This window comes from Rhodovulum tesquicola, assembly GCF_024128855.1.
In the GTDB taxonomy this organism is placed as follows: Bacteria; Pseudomonadota; Alphaproteobacteria; order Rhodobacterales; family Rhodobacteraceae; genus Rhodovulum; species Rhodovulum tesquicola.
Genome location: NZ_JAMYDV010000009.1, coordinates 88,389 through 104,021, shown reverse-complemented (window position 1 = coordinate 104,021; position 15,633 = coordinate 88,389). Strand labels below are relative to the sequence as shown.

Here is a 15,633-nt window from a genome sequence, read left to right as displayed (position 1 = left end):
ATGTATGCTTTCGAACTCGTGCGCCCGGCGACGCTGGACGAGGCGGTAACGGCGCTGGGTGCCGAAGAGGCGCAGGCGCTGGGCGGGGGGCAGACGCTGATCCCCACGCTCAAGCAGCGGCTGGCGGCGCCTGCGAAACTGGTCTGCCTGAGCGGGCTTGCGGAACTCAAGGGGGTCTGCATCGCCGATGATGGCGCGGTCTGCGTGGGAGGCGCGACCCCGCATGCGGTGGTCGCGGCCGAGGCGGCGGCGCATTACCCGGCGTTGGCGGCCCTTGCGGGCAATATCGGCGATCCGGCGGTGCGCAATCGCGGCACCATCGGCGGGTCGCTGGCCAATAACGACCCCTCGGCCTGCTATCCGGCCGCGGCGCTGGGCTCTGGCGCGACGATCCGCACGGTCAACCGCGACATCGCGGCGGACGACTTCTTCCAGGGCATGTTCACCACCGCCCTCGAGGATGGCGAGATCATCACCGAGGTCCGTTTCCCGGTGCCCGAACGCGCGGCCTATCAGAAGTTCGAGCAACCGGCCTCACGCTTTGCGCTGGTGGGGGTGTTCGTGGCGAAATACGACGACGGCGTACGCGTCGCGGTGACCGGCGCCTCGGAAGGGGGTGTGTTCCGCTGGGCCGAGGCCGAGGCGGCGCTTTCCGGCGATTTCAGCGCGGGCGCCATCGCGGGGCTGTCGCTGGATGCCGACATGATGATCGGCGACCTGCACGGCTCGCCCGAATACCGCGCGCATCTGGTCAAGGTGCTGACCGGCCGGGCCGTCACCGCCGCGGGCTGAGCAGCGCGACGCGCAATCAAATCGAGCCTCCGCCGGTTGGACCGGCGGGGGCGTTCTTGTCCCTGGACGGTGGCAGGGCTTCATGGCTCGCCAGCGCAAGGAACATTGGACGCACCGACGCAGCCAACGCCCCGCGGAGCGGTTGTCAGGCCGCGCGCAGCGATCCGAGGAAGATTCGCACCCGTTCCGACAATGTCACCGTTTCGCCCGAGACGGTGGCCACGGCGTCCTTCAGCGTACCGGAGGTGGTGCCGGTACGCTCGACCCGCGTCGAGACGTCATGGATCATGCCTGCCATTTCGTTGCTGCTGGCCGCGGTCGATTCGGCATGCGAGGCGATGTGTTGCGCCGCCTGCTTCTGTTCGTCCACCGCGGTCCGGATGCTTTCTGTGAAGCCCTTCACCCGCCGGACGCTTTCGCCGATCTCCGACATCCGTGCCGCCATCGTGCCGCTTTCGGTCTGGATCCGGCCGATGCGGTCGGTGATCGATGCGGTCGCCTCGCTGATGCGCTGGGCAAGCGCCTTGACCTCGAAGGCGACGACGGCGAAGCCCTTGCCCGCGTCGCCAGCGCGGGCGGCCTCGACGGTGGCGTTGACGGCCAGCAGGTTGGTCTGGCGTGCGATCGAGGAAATCAGGCTGACCACCTCGCCGATTTCCTCGACCGCGGTCTGAAGCGCAACCACCTGATCCGTCGACGCCTCGGCCTCGGCTGCAGCGTTGACAGAGGCCGAGGCGGCCGCGACGACATCCTGAGTGATCGAGGAGATCGAGGCTGACAACTGTTCGATCGCGGCGGCGACGGACTGGGTGCTGGTCACGATCTGGCCCGCATTGGCCGAAACCGACCCCGCCCCTTGCCGGGCGCCCATGATCTCCGTATCGAGGCCGTTGGCAGCGCTGTGCAACTGGCTCATCGACGCGTGCAGCACATCGACGACCCGACCGACCTCTGCCTCAAAGCTTTCGCCGAGGGCATGGATCCGGCCTTCGAACGCTTCGGTCTGGGCGTCCTGGAAGCCGGTGATCGCCAGTTCGATGTCGAGCAGGAGTGCGCGGCTGAGCGCGTCGACCAGATCGTTGTTCCTGCTCTGGCCCAGGAAGGGCAGGATGCTGCGGGTTTCTGCGGCCAGCATCTTTTGAAGCCGCGCCGAAACACGCGCGTAAGAGGCGACATAGTGACGGAATGGCAGACCGATTCGGAAGTGAACCCGGCCGATCGTGTCAGCGGCCTTGAAATAGTCCGGCGTGAAATCGTTGGTGAACAGCCTGATCCAATGCTCCTTCTGCTTGGTCTTGGCATGAAGGCGAAGCCCCGGCTTCTTGAAGAAGTCGGACCATTCGGGCGCGTTGTCGACATCGGTGTAGAAATCGTCGAGCATCTCGTCGAGATGCGGGATGATGATCTTGCCGGCGTCCTTGAGCGAGTCCCGGGCCGTACGGTCAAGGCCGTAGGCCCACAGGCGGGTGGGTTCACGTTTCTGCATGATGGGGCCGGCCCTTTTTTGGGAGGATTGGCAACTGTCTTCCTCCAACAAAGCAGCAAGATGTTGACCGCGCGTTACCGTCACCGAGGCGAATTTAAGGCATTGCCCGATATTTGGCGGAAGCGTTACCCAAAGAGAAAGGGCCGTCCCCACGGACGGCCCCCTACAGATCCGGCCATGGCCAGGGCGGCTACTTCAGCGGCCCGATCATCATCACCATCTGACGCCCTTCCATCTTGGGCATGTTCTCGACCTTGCCGAGTTCCTTTACGTCCTCGGCCACCCGCTCCAGCAACTCGCGCCCGAGATTCTGGTGAGCCATCTCGCGACCGCGGAAACGCAGCGTCACCTTCACCTTGTCGCCATTCTCGAGGAAGCGCATGACGCTGCGCATCTTGACCTCGTAGTCATGGGTGTCGGTGTTCGGGCGGAACTTGACCTCCTTGATCTCGATGATCTTCTGCTTCTTGCGAGCTTCGGACTCGCGTTTCTGGCTTTCATACTTGAACTTGCCGAAATCCATGATCTTGCAGACCGGAGGCGTGGCGGTCGGCGAAATTTCGACGAGATCGAGTCCCGCTTCCTCGGCCAGGGCCATTCCCCGTTCGGGGGTCACGACACCGATGTTCTCGCCTTCCGCGCCGATGAGGCGGATCTCGGGGGCACGAATACGCTCGTTCACGCGGGGACCGGTGTCTCGCGTGGGAGGCGCGTTGTGGGGTCTGCGGGCTATGGTATGGTTCCTTTTCTACCGTGAATGCTGACGATCAAATTACTCGTGGGAACGTCTTGCTTCAAGGCGGTTTTCCCGCGGCCGTTTCGGCAGAGAAACGCCGCTGCGGCGTTCGTTCCGGTTTGTCTGTGCGTCGTTTTGTGCAACAAGCAGGCAGCGCAAGAACTGCGCGTGCACGCGAGATGAGGAAACAACCATGAAGAAAGCCCTGATCACGATCGTCATCCTCGCCGCCGTCGGGGTCGGCGGCTATGTCTGGTATATCGGCAACATGGCCGAGGATGAAGCGGCGCCCGAGGTTGCGGTCGAGTCGCCCGACGAGGCCGTCGAGGAGGTGATCGAGGAGGCCGAAGAGGCCGCGGAAGCCGCCGAAGAGGCGGTGGAAGAGGCCGCGGAAGCCGCCGACGAGGCAGTGGAAGAGGCTGTAGAAGACGCGACGGAGGCGGTCGACAGCGCCGCTGAAGAGGCCGCCGATATCGCCGAGGATGCTGCGGACGCCGTCGAGGAAACGGTGACGGACGCGGCTGAAGCGGTCGAGGAGGCCGTGACAACGCCGCCTGCCGACGTGCTGAGCCCCGAGGGATTCGATGCCGATGCCGTCATCGCTATGATCGACGACTCGTCGCTGGACGATGCCGAGAAAGGCGCCCTGAAGGCGACTGTCGAGACTGCGCGCAACGTGCCCGAGATGTTGGGTGGCGTGCTCGACCAGGTGCGGACCGCACTGGGCATGTAAGAGCCACGCGCGCGCGTCCCTATTACGGCGCGTGTCTCGGCACCCGACACCTAAAAATGAACCCGCAAGACCAGTGTCTTGCGGGCTCTTTTTTTGGTGGCCTGCTCCAAGCGCGCACCCGATCAGGCAGCCCTGCGCGCGACGGTCCGGGGGACGCCGACTGACCCGCGCGTACATCGCTCGTCCATCGCGCGCGCCCGCGGTTTCGGCTCTGAAACAGACCTCGCGCGGCACTGAACTCCGCTTAAAACGGATAGTAGCTAGACCGGAGTCCGCGACAGTATCTCCAGCGCCTCGGCATGCACCGCGCTGTTGGCCGCCGCGATCACCCGCCCGCCCTGATGCGCCGACCCACCGCGCCAGTCGGTGACGATGCCGCCCGCCGCTTCGATCACCGCGATGGGGGCCTGGACGTCATAGGCCTGCAACCCGGCCTCGACCACGAGGTCGATCTGGCCCAGTGCCAGAAGGGCATAGGCGTAGCAGTCCAGCCCGTAGCGGGTCAGCCGAACCTGCGCGGCCAGTTCGGCAAAGGCGCGGGCCTCATCGGCGCTGCCGATCTCGGGGAAGGTGGTGAACAGCGATGCCTCGGCCAGCGGTCTCGGCATGGACGTTTTCAGCTTGCGGTGCCCCGCCCGGGCCTGCAATTCGGCCAGACCCAGCCCGCCGATGAAACGCTCGCCGATATAGGGCTGGTCGATCAGGCCGAAGAATGGCCCGGTCTCGTCCGCCACCGCGATCAGCACCCCCCAGGTGGGCGTGCCGCACATGAAACTGCGGGTGCCATCCACCGGGTCCAGCACCCAGGTCAACCCGGTGCTGCCCGTGACCCCGGCAAGTTCCTCGCCGAGAATCGCGTCATCCGGCCGCCGTTCGGCCAGAACGGCGCGCATCGCCGCTTCGGCCTCGCGGTCGGCACAGGTGACCGGATCGAACCCGGCCTGGGACTTGCTCTCGACGCCGAGCGCCGCGCCCCGGAAATGGACAAGCGTCGCTGCACGCGCGGCATCCGCCAGCGCGTGGGCGGTGGCGATCAGGTCGTCGGGGTCGAAACGGGGCATTCTGCCTCCAGGCTGGCCTGCGGAACGGGGACGAAGCGCCCCTTAGTCCGGGCGCTATCCGCCCGGCCGGGTTCCGTCAAGCACGCGCGTCAGGCGACGTCGCTCAGCACCCGCGCCAGTTCGAACAGTCGGCGCCGTTGGTTTTCCGGGATCGCGTAGTAGGAACGCACCAGCTCCAGCGCCTCCTTGTCTGACAGGATGTCGTCGGGCATGCCTTGCCCCTCGCCCTCTGCCATCTTGCCGTCCAGCCCCTCGAAGAAGAAGCTGACCGCCACGTCAAGCGCATCGGCGATGTCCCAAAGGCGCGACGCGCTGACACGGTTCATGCCAGTCTCGTATTTCTGGATCTGCTGGAACTTGATCCCGACCTTCTCGGCCAGCTGCTGCTGGGTCATGCCCACCATCCAGCGTCTGTGTCTTATGCGTTTTCCAACATGGACGTCTACGGGGTGTTTCATAAGCGAACTCCTCTAACACCCATAATAAAGCAAGTTGCGTGCCAAAGTGTTTGCTACGGCAACCAATGCGTGCATGATGGCATCAAGGCGTTGTGGACGAAAGAAATTTATTTTTGCAGAAGGCGCTGTGGCGAGCCTATCGTGGGTAAAGTCGGCCGACTCATGCTCGCGCAGAGGTTGCGTAACGCGAGAATCCGCCGACGGCTTTGCAAATTGCAAGAGGTTTCACCCGAGTGACCTTTGCATAATGCGAAATACGGGTCCGCTGGTCCATGGTCGCAGTCGCCGCTACCCTCCGCGGGGAATCACCTGCCGAGAGGAGACGGACATGATGCGCGCCTTCCGGATCGCCGAGTTCGGCACCGCCCCCCGCATCGAGGAGGTCGCCCTGCCCGCACCCGGACCGGGCGAGTTGCGCGTGCGGATCGCGGCCTGCGGGCTGAACTTTGCCGATCTGCTGATGATCGAGGGCCGCTATCAGGAACGCCCGCCGCTGCCCGTGACGCTGGGCATGGAGCTTGCCGGCACGGTCGAGGCGCTGGGCCCGGACGTCGATCCGGGGCTTTTAGGCCGTCGCGTCGCGGTTTTTGCCGGATCGGGCGGGCTGGCCGAGGCGGGCTGCTTTCCGGCCAGTCGCTGCGTCCCGCTTCCCGAAGGCATGACCTTCGAGGCGGCGGCGGCGTTCCAGGTCGCCTATGGCACCAGCCATGTCGCGCTGGACCACAAGGCGCGGCTGGCCCCGGGCGAGACACTGCTGGTGCTGGGGGCGGCGGGCGGCGTGGGGCTGACCGCGGTCGAGATCGGCAAGCGGATGAGCGCGCGCGTGATCGCCTGCGCCCGCGGGGCCGAGCGGCTGGAGGTTGCCCGCGCGGCCGGGGCCGATCACCTGATCGACAGCGATGCGGGCGATCTTCGCGAGGCGGTCCTGGCGTTGGGCGGTGCCGATGTGGTCTACGATCCGGTCGGCGGCGATCTGTTCACCGCGGCAATGCGGGCCTGCAAGCCCGAGGGGCGGATCCTGGTGATCGGCTTTGCCTCGGGCGACGTGCCGCAGATCAAGGCCAATCACCTGATGGTCAAGAACCTGAGCGTGATGGGGCTTTACTGGGGCGGCTATCTGGCCTTCCGGCCCGAAGTGCTGACCGACAGTCTGGCGACGCTGTTCCGCTGGCATGCCGAGGGCGGGCTGAGCCCGCATGTCAGCCATGTCCTGCCGCTCGACCGCGCGGCCGAGGCGCTGGCGCTGTTGCGCGAGCGCAAGGCGACGGGCAAGGTCGTGGTCACGATGGGCTGAACCGGGGCAGGGGGGCGCTGCCCCCCGTCCTTGCGGACTCCCCCCGGGATATTTCGGGCCAGAAGAAGGACAGGGTCGTCTGTCATTGCCACGGCCGGGGTCAGTTGATGTAGCGCTCGATCACCCGGGCGAAGACGGCGGGCAGTTGCTCGACCGTATAGCCCTTGGGGTTCTGCATCACCGCCAGCGCGATCAGCCCGCCCGAGATCAGCACCATGATCGCCCCCGCCCGGGGCGCGTGGCCATGGGCGAAGGCCGACAGCAATGCGGGCACTGCCAGCAGGCCGACGATGCATCCGATCACCAGATAGAGGTCCGCCTGCATGGCGCTGTTCCGGCCTGATTGCGCTGCGCCGATTATTCCGGTTCCACGTTGAAGATCAACCGTTCCTCGCAGGGCGCCACGCGCAGGATGTTGGTCGAGCCGGGGATGTTGAAGGGCAGGCCCGCGATCACGATGATCCGGTCCTCGCCATCGCCATAGCCGCCCGCGCGGGCTGCGCGCGCGGCGCTGACCACCGCCATCTTGAAGCGTTCGACCTTGTCGTTGAAGAAGCAGTTGATGCCCCAGGACAGGCAGAGCCTGCGCGCCGTGGCGGCATAGGGCGTCAGCGCCAGGATCGGCACGCGCGGGCGTTCGCGCGCGGTCTTGAGCGCGGTGGTGCCGCTTTCGGTGAAGCAGCAGATCGCCTTGATGTCGGTGGTCTCGGCGATCTCGCGCGCGGCGGCGACGATGCCATCGGCCACGGTCGTGCGGCTGGCCTGGCGGCTCGATTCGATGATGGTGCGATAGGTCGGGTCGCTTTCGACCTCGATCGCCACGTTGTTCATCGTGGTCACCGCCTCGATCGGGTATTGGCCGGCTGCGGATTCGGCAGAGAGCATCACGGCGTCCGCGCCTTCATAGATCGCGGTGGCGACGTCCGAGACCTCGGCACGGGTGGGCATCGGGCTTTCGATCATGCTTTCAAGCATCTGGGTGGCGACGATCACGGGCTTGGCCGCGGCCCGGCAGGCGCGCACCAGCCGCTTCTGGATCGGCGGCACGTTCTGGACCGGGATTTCCACCCCCAGATCGCCGCGCGCCACCATGATCCCGTCCGACACGGCCAGGATCTCGTCGAAGCATTTCACCGCGGCGGGCTTCTCGATCTTGGACAGGATCGCGGCGCGCTCGCCGATGATGGCACGCGCCTCGGTCACGTCCTCGGGGCGCTGCACGAAACTCAGCGCGATCCAGTCGACACCGAGTTCCAGCACGAAATCCAGATCGCGCCGGTCCTTGTCGGACAGCGCGGCCAGCGGAAGCACCACGTCGGGCACGTTCACGCCCTTGCGGTTCGAGATCGTGCCGCCCACGACCACCTCGCAATCCGCGAAGTCGGGACCGCATGCCTTTACCCGCAACCGGATCTTGCCGTCATTGACCAGCAGCGTCGATCCCGGTTCGAGGGCGGCGAAGATCTCGGGATGGGGCAGTTGCACCCGATGCGCCTCGCCCGGTGCAGGGTCGAGATCGAGCCGGAAATCCTGTCCGTCCTCCAGTTCCGCCGCGCCGCTTGCAAAGACCCCGCAGCGCAGTTTCGGCCCCTGAAGATCGGCCAGGATCGCGATGGGCCGTCCGGTATCCTGTTCGATCTGGCGGATGATCGCGTGGCGGCGCGCGATTTCCTCATGCGCGCCATGGCTCATGTTCAGGCGGAACACATCGGCCCCCGCCTCGAACAGGTTGCGGATCATGTCGTAATCGTCGGAGGCCGGCCCAAGCGTGGCCACGACCTTGAGGTTGCGTAGACGTCTCATCCTGCCCCATCGTTTGGCTGAAGCCCGGCGCGGGTGTATGCCCCGGTACACACACTCTCTAGGACAAAACCCGGTCCAGTGACAACTGGTGCTTCTGCCGCGGCTGTCCTATAGGTTTGTCACCGTGAAAGATGACACGCACATGACCTATCGGCCGTTCGAGACGATCGAGGCGGGGCGCATGTCCCGCTGGCTGGTGACGTGCGATCATGCCACCAATATCGTGCCGCCTTCGGTGAACGGGGGCGACCTGGGGATCGCGGCGGCGGACATGGCCCGTCATATCGCCTGGGATCCGGGCGCGGCGGGTGTGGCGCGGCACCTGGCCGAATTGCTGGGGGCGCCCTATGTGGCGACTCGGTTTTCGCGGCTGGTGATCGACCCGAACCGGGGCGAGGACGATCCCACGCTGGTGATGCGGCTTTACGATGGCACCGTGATCCCCGCGAACCGCGCCGTGGACGAGACCGAGACCCTGCGGCGTCTGGCGGCGTTCTGGCGGCCCTATGATGGGGAACTGGCGCGGCTGGCGCGGCGTCCGGGCACGGTCTTCGTCTCGGTCCACAGTTTCACGCCGCGCCTTGCCGGGCGCGATCCGCGGCCCTGGCAGATCGGCATCCTGCATGCCGCCGACGACCGGCTGGCGCGGCCGCTGATCGACCGGCTGCGGCGCGAGCCCGGTCTGTGCGTGGGCGAGAACGAGCCCTATGGCGGCCATCTGCCGGGCGATGCGATCGACCGGCATGCCATCGCGAACGGATTGCCCAATGTGCTGATCGAGCTGCGCAACGACGTGATCGCGACCGAGACCGACCAGATCGGCTGGGCCGAGAGGCTGGCGCCGATCCTGACCGGGGTGCTGGCCGAAACCGGGCTTTGACAGGAGGAGGACGAACCATGGACGACGCCACCCGCACCGAGATCGAGGCCGCCGCTTTCCGCAGGCTGCGCCGGCACCTGATGGAGGATCGGCCCGATGTGCAGAATATCGACCTGATGAACCTGGCGGGCTTCTGCCGCAACTGCCTGTCGCGCTGGGTGCAGGAGGCGGCCGCCGAGCACGGCATCGCGATGACCCAGGCCGAGGCGCGCGCGGATTTCTACGGCATGCCCTATGATGACTGGAAGGCCGCGCACCAGACCGAGGCGAGCCCCGAGAAACAGGACGCCTTTGTCAGGGCCTTTGCCGAGAATGTAGGTCCGCGCGACTGATCCGGGCTGACCTGCATCAAGGTATGCCATCCCGGTTCTGCCAGACTGGCCGCGCCTGACCCGGAGCCTGCCCATGCGTCCCGCCGAGCAATTGTCGCAATTCGTGGCCGAGGCGCTGGCCGCCGGGCGCAGCCGCGCCGAGATCGCCGCGGCCCTGCGCGCGGCCGGCTGGACCGAGACCGAGAAAGCCGAGGCGCTGGGCGCCTGGGCCGAGGGCGATTTCCTGCCCCCGGTGCCGCGCCCGCGCCCCTATCTTTCGGCGCGCGAGGCCTTTGTCTACGGGTTGATGTTCCTCGCGCTTGCCATGACCACCTGGCATGTCACCGCGCTGGGTTTCCGTCTGGTCGACCGCTGGATTCCGTCGCTGACCGATCCTGCGACCTATTATTCGGCCGATGCGATCCGCTGGTCGATCGCCTCGCTCGTGGTGTTCTTTCCGCTGTTCCTGGTCCTGAACCAACGCACGACCCGGGCGGCGCGGCGCGATCAGGGGCTTCGGCCGTCGGCGGTACGGCGCTGGTTCGGGCATCTGACGCTGTTTCTGGCCACGCTGGCACTGCTGGGCGACCTGATCGCGGTGATCTACGCGGCGCTGGGCGGTGACCTGACCCTGCGCTTCCTTGCCAAGGCGGGGCTGGTCGCGGTGACGGCGGGCATTGTGCTGGTCTATTTCCGCGGCGAGATGGCGGACCCCGACGATGCGGCCTGAGACGCTTGCCCGCACGCTGCTTGCCATCCTTGTCGTAGGGCTGGTGGGGCTTGGCCTGCTGGCCACGGGCGGACCGGGCAAGGGACGGATGGAAAAGCGTGACGTCACCCGGCTGACCGATCTACAGGCGCTGGCCGACCTGGCCTATTGTCTGGCCGGGACCGGGGACCTGCCCGCAGCCCTTGTGCCGGGTGATGCCTGCCCGCGCGAGATCCGCCTTGCCGATCCCTTTACCGGCACGCCCTATCGCTACGAAAGGCTTGCCGGGGGCGCGTTCCGGCTGTGTGCGGGGTTCGAGGACGCCGAGTGGTTGCGTGGCACCCGCCGCGGCGATCTCGATCCCGCCACGGGCTGTCTGGTATTTCCTCCACGGCCCTGAAAGGGGCCCTGGGCCGCCCCCTTCCGCGATGCGGTTTTCGCGATAGACTGACCCCGACTCGGCCCGAGCGCGCCGCCCCGACCGCAAGGCAGGGGGCGGCGTTTCCGGATCCGGGACATCCCGATGCCGAGGAGCGCCATGGCCCCGCACAGTTCGCCCTTTCTCCAGTTCACGCCGAAACTCGTTTCGGTCCTGGCCGAGGGGTATGGGCTGCGCCAGTTCCGCGCCGACCTGATCGCGGGGCTGACCGTGGCGGTGGTGGCGCTGCCGCTGTCGCTGGCCATCGCCATCGCGTCTGGCGTGCCGCCCGACCGCGGTCTGGTCACGGCCATCGTGGGCGGCTTCCTCGTCTCCTTCCTCGGCGGCAGCCGCTACCAGATCGGCGGGCCGGCGGGCGCCTTCATCGTGCTGGTGCTTGCGACCGTGCAGCGCCACGGGCTTGACGGGCTGATGCTGGCCACCTTCCTGTCGGGGCTGATGCTGACCGCGCTGGGCGCGTTCCGGCTGGGCGGCTTCGTCAAGTTCATCCCCTACCCGGTGACGGTGGGGTTCACCGCGGGAATCGGCCTGATCATCCTTGCCAGCCAGATGCGCCCCTTCCTGGGGCTGACGCTTGACGGCCCGGAACCCGGCCCCTTCCTCGACAAGCTGCCGGTGCTGTGGAATGCGCTGCCCACGCTGAGCCCGCTGAACCTTTTGCTGGGGATCGGCACTTTCGCCTTGATCCTGGTGCAGCGCCGCCATGCGCCGCGCTTTCCGGGCATGCTGGCGGCGATCGCGCTGGCGGGACTGACGGTCTGGCTGCTGAAGCTTGATGTGCCGACCATCGGCTCGGCCTTTGGCGGCATCGCGCAGAGCCTGCCCATGCCCGCGCTGCCCGGTTTCACATGGGACAAGGTGCTGGCCGTTCTGCCCGATGCGCTGGCCTTCACACTACTGGGGGCGATCGAGTCGCTTCTGTCCGCGGTGGTGGCGGATTCGATGACCGGGCGGCGGCATCGCTCGAATGTGGAACTGATCGGGCAGGGCTTCGCCAATATGGGCGCGGCCTGTTTCGGCGGGCTCTGCGTCACCGGCACCATCGCGCGCACCGCGACCAATGTGCGTGCTGGTGCCCATGGCCCCATCGCGGGCATGATCCACGCGCTTGCGCTGCTGGCCGTTGTGCTGCTGCTGGCCCCGCTTGCCAGTGCAATCCCCATCGCGGCGCTTGCAGGCGTGCTGATCTCGGTCTCGCTGCACATGATCGACGTCAAGGCCATCGCGACGCTTGCCCGCACCTCGCGCGCCGAGGCGGTGGTGCTGCTGGCAACTCTGGTGACCACCGTCCTGCGCGACCTGACTGAGGCGATCATCCTCGGGCTCGCGCTCGGCGCGCTGGTCTTCCTGCACCGCATGGCGCAGATGAGCGGGGTTGATGCCACCATGGACGAGACCGACACCGAATCCCGCCCCGAGGATCGCGGCGAAACCCGCCAGACGGTCGTGCTGCGCCTTACGGGGGCCTATTTCTTCGGCTCGGCCCCGGTGATCGAAAGCGTGCTGGACCGCATCGTGGCGCGGCCCCGCCACCTGATCCTCGATCTTGCCGATGTGCCGGTGCTCGACATGACCGGGGCGCATTCGCTGTCGGGTTTCATCCGGAAGGCGCTCGATCAGGGGATGGAGGTGACGCTGGCCGGGCCTCATCCCCAGCATATGGACCTGCTGCGTGCCGCAGGCCTGCCGGACCACGCCGCCACCGCCCCCGACACAAGGACCGCACGCGCCCGGATCACCGACTGATCCGGGGCCGACCTGTACTTCTTCTGGCCGCAAATATCCCGGGGGGAGTCCGCAAGGACGGGGGGCAGCGCCCCCCAGCGCCGGTGCCGCCTCAGACCGCCGCCTTGCGACTTTGCTCGATATAGATCTCGCGCAACCGCCGCGCGACCGGGCCCGGCGTGCCGTCGCCCAGCACGGCCCCGTCGACCGAAACCACCGGCATCACGAAGGTCGAGGCCGAGGTGATGAACGCCTCGTCCGCGGCCTGTGCCTCGTCGATGGTGAAGGGGCGTTCCTCGATTTTCATCTGCGCCTCGCGGGCGAAGGCCAGCACGGCGGCGCGGGTGATCCCGTGCAGGATCTCGGTACCAAGCTGCCGAGTGATGATCTTGCCATCCTTGACGATATAGGCGTTGTTCGATGTCCCTTCGGTCACGAAACCGTCCTCGACCATCCAGGCATCATCCGCTCGCGCGCGCCTGGCCATCATCTTGCCGACCGACGGATACAGCAGTTGGACGGTCTTGATGTCGCGCCGCCCCCAGCGGATATCGGGGATCGAGATCACCTTCAGCCCGGTCTGCGCCGCGGGGCTGTCGACCAGCCCCTTGGACTGGGTGAACAGCACCACGGTCTGCGGCGTCAAGGCCGGATCGGGAAAGACGAAATCGCGGTCTTCGGGCGCGCCGCGGGTGATCTGAAGATAGACCATTCCCTCGGTCACGTTGTTGCGCGCCACCAGTTCGCGATGGATCGACAGCAATTCGCCGGATGTCAGCGGCGAGGGCATGTCCAGTTCGGTCAGCGAGCGTTCCAGCCGCGCGGCATGGCCGGGGAAATCGACCAGCTTGCCGTCGATGACGCTGGTCACCTCGTAGACGCCATCGGCGAACAGGAAGCCGCGGTCGAAGACCGAGACCTTCGCCTGATCCTCGGGCAGGTATTCCCCATTGACATAGACGATCCGGCTCATCGCTCTGGTCCTTTCGCTCTTGCGGCCCGGCGTCAGCCCCACAGGAACGCATCGGGCGGATGCACGCCCTTCGCGTCGTAGTGCAGCGCATTGGGGCGGTCTTCGGCCAGAAGCAGCGGGCCGTCAAGATCCGTCACCGCCGCGCCCTGGGCCAGCACCACGGCGGGCGCCATGGCAAGGCTCGTGCCGACCATGCAGCCCACCATGATCCCGAATCCCTGGGCGCGGGCGACCTTTTTCAGCGCCAGCGCCTCGGTCAGCCCGCCGGTCTTGTCGAGCTTGATGTTGACCATGTCATACTTGCCCTTGAGCCCGGGCAGCGAGGCGCGGTCATGGCAGCTTTCGTCCGCGCAGACGGGCAGGGGGCGGGCGATCTCGGCCAGCATGTCGTCGGCGCCCGCGGGCAGGGGCTGCTCCACCATCTCGACGCCCAGCCGCACCAGATGCGGCGCAAGCTCGGTGTAGATGTCGGGCGTCCAGCCCTCGTTCGCATCGACGATGATGCGCGATTTGGGCGCGCCCGCGCGCACCGCCTCGATCCGGGCCATGTCGTCTTCGGTGCCCAGCTTGACCTTCAGAAGCGGGCGTTGCGCGTTCCGCTCGGCCGCCGCGCGCATGGTCTCGGGCGTGCCCAGCGACAGGGTGTAGGCCGTGATCACGGGCTTTGGCGCAGGCAGGCCCGCCAGTTGCCACACGCGCCGGTCGGCCCGCTTGGCGGCCAGATCCCACAGCGCGCAATCGACGGCGTTGCGCGCCGCGCCCGGCGGCAACAGTTCCTGCAAGGCCGCGCGGTCGAACCGTTCGGGCAGACCCGCGATCTGGGCGGCGACGCTTTCAGGCGATTCGCCGTAGCGGGCATAGGGCACGCATTCGCCCCAGACCATCGCGCCATTGGCGGCGATCCGCACGGTCAGCACCTCGGCCGCGGTCCTGCTGCCGCGCGAGATGGCAAAGGGTTCTTTCAGCGCGAAGCTTTCGGGTGTGACGACGATCTGCATGGGCGCAGCCTACAGCGCCGCCAGCGCGTCCACCAGACGCCCCGCGCCCTGCCGGAACGGATCGACCGTGGGCAGCCCCATTCGCCGCTCGACACTCTCCAGATGCGCCAGAGCCTCGTCCTCGCCCATGGCGGCGGTGTTGATCGAGATGCCGACCACCTTGCAGCCCGGATTGACCACCTGCGCCAGCTGCAGCGACAGGTCGCGCAGCGCCTCCAGCTTGGGCAGGGCAAAGTGCGGCAGCCCGCGCATATGGGCGCGCGTGGGCTCGTGGCTGAGGATCAGCGCATCGGGCTGCCCGCCATGGATCAGCGCCAGCGTGACCCCGGAATAGGAGGGGTGGAACAGGCTGCCCTGACCCTCGATCAGATCCCAATGGTCGGGGTCGTTGTCGGGGGTCAGCCATTCCACGGCACCCGCCATGAAATCGGCCACCACCGCATCCAGCGGCACGCCGTCCCCGGTAATCAGGATGCCGGTCTGCCCGGTCGGGCGGAACGTGGCCTTCATCCCGCGCGCCTGCATCTCGCGATCCATGGCAAGCGCGGTATACATCTTGCCGACCGAACAATCGGTGCCCACCGCCAGACAGCGCCGACCCGACCGGCGCAGCCCGTTGGCGATGGGATAGGCGACCGGGGGCACCCGCACGTCATGCAAGTGCCGCCCGCAGGCGGCGGCGACCGCGGCCAGATCGGGTTCGTCGCGCAGCAGGTTGTGCAGGCCGCTGGCCAGATCGAAGCCTTCTTCCAGCGCGGCCACCAGTACCTTTTTCCAGGCCGGGCTGATGACCCCGCCGCGGTTCGCGACGCCGACCACCAGCGTCTTCGCGCCCGCCGCGCGCGCCTCGGTCAGCGTCATGTCGGGCAGGCGCAGATCGGCCTTGCAGCCCTCCATCCGGAATTGCGCGACGGCGTTGCCGGGCCGCCAGTCGCGGATGCCCTGCGCGACCTTGGCGGCCAGCGGATCGGGCGCATCGCCCAGGAACAGCAGATAGGGGGTCTGGATCATCGCGGGGCTCCCTTGCGTTTGTCGGCCAGAGCCTAGCAAGGCGCGCAGGGATGTCCTGCCGATCTGTGCCGGGAATGCGCCCGCGGCATGAAGGATCGTGTTCAAAACGACAAGATGACGCAAGAAACGTCGTTCAATCGCAGAAATATGCGAACCTTCCCCCGTTCCGGTGGTCCCATCATCAGAATCGCGGGTGCCGACGCTGCGGCGCGGCGAAACCGCTT

The 15,633-nt window shown here is 67.0% G+C and carries 17 protein-coding genes; 8 read left to right on the top strand and 9 right to left on the bottom strand.

Features of this window, described 5'->3' with window-relative positions:
- Positions 1-792: an FAD binding domain-containing protein gene (locus NHN26_RS09920; RefSeq protein WP_253089321.1), complete on the top strand. Its 792-nt coding sequence runs from the start codon at positions 1-3 to the stop codon at positions 790-792.
- A gap of 145 nt (positions 793-937) precedes the next feature.
- On the opposite strand, the gene NHN26_RS09915 is transcribed toward NHN26_RS09920, so the two are convergent.
- Together NHN26_RS09915 and infC are read right to left on the bottom strand one after the other, a co-directional pair.
- Positions 938-2,362: a protoglobin domain-containing protein gene (locus tag NHN26_RS09915; protein WP_253089320.1), complete on the bottom strand. Its 1,425-nt coding sequence runs from the start codon at positions 2,360-2,362 to the stop codon at positions 938-940.
- A gap of 106 nt (positions 2,363-2,468) precedes the next feature.
- On the bottom strand, positions 2,469-2,960 hold the full coding sequence (infC, locus tag NHN26_RS09910) for a translation initiation factor IF-3 (protein WP_253089319.1): 492 nt from the start codon (positions 2,958-2,960) through the stop codon (positions 2,469-2,471).
- Positions 2,961-3,207: 247 nt separating this feature from the next.
- Between infC and NHN26_RS09905 the strand changes: the two genes are divergently transcribed.
- Positions 3,208-3,747, top strand: a complete 540-nt coding sequence (locus NHN26_RS09905; RefSeq protein ID WP_253089318.1) for a hypothetical protein — start codon at positions 3,208-3,210, stop codon at positions 3,745-3,747.
- Positions 3,748-4,007: 260 nt separating this feature from the next.
- On the opposite strand, the gene NHN26_RS09900 is transcribed toward NHN26_RS09905, so the two are convergent.
- Both NHN26_RS09900 and NHN26_RS09895 read right to left on the bottom strand, forming a co-directional pair.
- A complete protein-coding gene (locus NHN26_RS09900) occupies positions 4,008-4,808 on the bottom strand; it encodes an inositol monophosphatase family protein (RefSeq protein ID WP_253089317.1) in 801 nt (266 codons plus the stop codon).
- Between the two features lie 89 nt (positions 4,809-4,897).
- The gene (locus tag NHN26_RS09895; RefSeq protein WP_253089316.1) at positions 4,898-5,266 is read right to left on the bottom strand and encodes a helix-turn-helix domain-containing protein; all 369 of its coding nucleotides are present in this window, start codon (positions 5,264-5,266) and stop codon (positions 4,898-4,900) included.
- Between the two features lie 331 nt (positions 5,267-5,597).
- Between NHN26_RS09895 and NHN26_RS09890 the strand changes: the two genes are divergently transcribed.
- Complete coding sequence (locus NHN26_RS09890; protein WP_253089359.1) at positions 5,598-6,560, top strand: NADPH:quinone oxidoreductase family protein; 963 nt, start codon at positions 5,598-5,600, stop codon at positions 6,558-6,560.
- Positions 6,561-6,660: 100 nt separating this feature from the next.
- On the opposite strand, the gene NHN26_RS09885 is transcribed toward NHN26_RS09890, so the two are convergent.
- Positions 6,661-6,885 carry a hypothetical protein gene (locus NHN26_RS09885; RefSeq protein ID WP_253089315.1) on the bottom strand — a complete coding sequence of 75 codons (225 nt, stop codon included), beginning with the start codon at positions 6,883-6,885 and terminating at the stop codon, positions 6,661-6,663.
- 32 nt (positions 6,886-6,917) lie between these two features.
- Positions 6,918-8,363, bottom strand: coding sequence for a pyruvate kinase (gene pyk / locus NHN26_RS09880; protein ID WP_253089314.1), 1,446 nt, complete (start codon positions 8,361-8,363; stop codon positions 6,918-6,920).
- A 142-nt stretch (positions 8,364-8,505) separates the two neighbouring features.
- On the opposite strand from pyk, the gene NHN26_RS09875 reads away from it, so the two are divergent.
- The 5 genes from NHN26_RS09875 to NHN26_RS09855 all read left to right on the top strand — a co-directional run bounded on the left by NHN26_RS09875 (position 8,506) and on the right by NHN26_RS09855 (position 12,448).
- Positions 8,506-9,243 carry an N-formylglutamate amidohydrolase gene (locus NHN26_RS09875; RefSeq protein ID WP_253089313.1) on the top strand — a complete coding sequence of 246 codons (738 nt, stop codon included), beginning with the start codon at positions 8,506-8,508 and terminating at the stop codon, positions 9,241-9,243.
- A 17-nt stretch (positions 9,244-9,260) separates the two neighbouring features.
- On the top strand, positions 9,261-9,575 hold the full coding sequence (locus NHN26_RS09870) for a DUF1244 domain-containing protein (protein WP_253089312.1): 315 nt from the start codon (positions 9,261-9,263) through the stop codon (positions 9,573-9,575).
- Positions 9,576-9,648: 73 nt separating this feature from the next.
- On the top strand, positions 9,649-10,284 hold the full coding sequence (locus tag NHN26_RS09865) for a DUF5671 domain-containing protein (RefSeq protein ID WP_253089311.1): 636 nt from the start codon (positions 9,649-9,651) through the stop codon (positions 10,282-10,284).
- Positions 10,274-10,663 (top strand): hypothetical protein, encoded by a 390-nt coding sequence (locus NHN26_RS09860; RefSeq protein ID WP_253089310.1) that lies wholly within the window; start codon positions 10,274-10,276, stop codon positions 10,661-10,663. Before NHN26_RS09865 ends, NHN26_RS09860 begins: the two co-directional genes overlap by 11 nt.
- A 138-nt stretch (positions 10,664-10,801) precedes the next feature.
- Positions 10,802-12,448, top strand: a complete 1,647-nt coding sequence (locus tag NHN26_RS09855; protein WP_253089309.1) for a SulP family inorganic anion transporter — start codon at positions 10,802-10,804, stop codon at positions 12,446-12,448.
- Positions 12,449-12,539: 91 nt separating this feature from the next.
- Here the strand turns inward: NHN26_RS09855 and NHN26_RS09850 are convergent, their stop codons facing one another.
- Genes NHN26_RS09850 through dgcN form a run of 3 tightly spaced genes read right to left on the bottom strand, consistent with a single transcriptional unit; the run spans position 12,540 to position 15,409 of the window.
- Positions 12,540-13,400, bottom strand: a complete 861-nt coding sequence (locus NHN26_RS09850; RefSeq protein WP_253089308.1) for a D-amino-acid transaminase — start codon at positions 13,398-13,400, stop codon at positions 12,540-12,542.
- A 32-nt stretch (positions 13,401-13,432) separates the two neighbouring features.
- Positions 13,433-14,398 carry an N-acetyl-D-Glu racemase DgcA gene (gene dgcA, locus NHN26_RS09845; RefSeq protein WP_253089307.1) on the bottom strand — a complete coding sequence of 322 codons (966 nt, stop codon included), beginning with the start codon at positions 14,396-14,398 and terminating at the stop codon, positions 13,433-13,435.
- 9 nt (positions 14,399-14,407) lie between these two features.
- Positions 14,408-15,409: an N-acetyltransferase DgcN gene (dgcN, locus tag NHN26_RS09840; protein ID WP_253089306.1), complete on the bottom strand. Its 1,002-nt coding sequence runs from the start codon at positions 15,407-15,409 to the stop codon at positions 14,408-14,410.
- Positions 15,410-15,633: the final 224 nt, after the last annotated feature.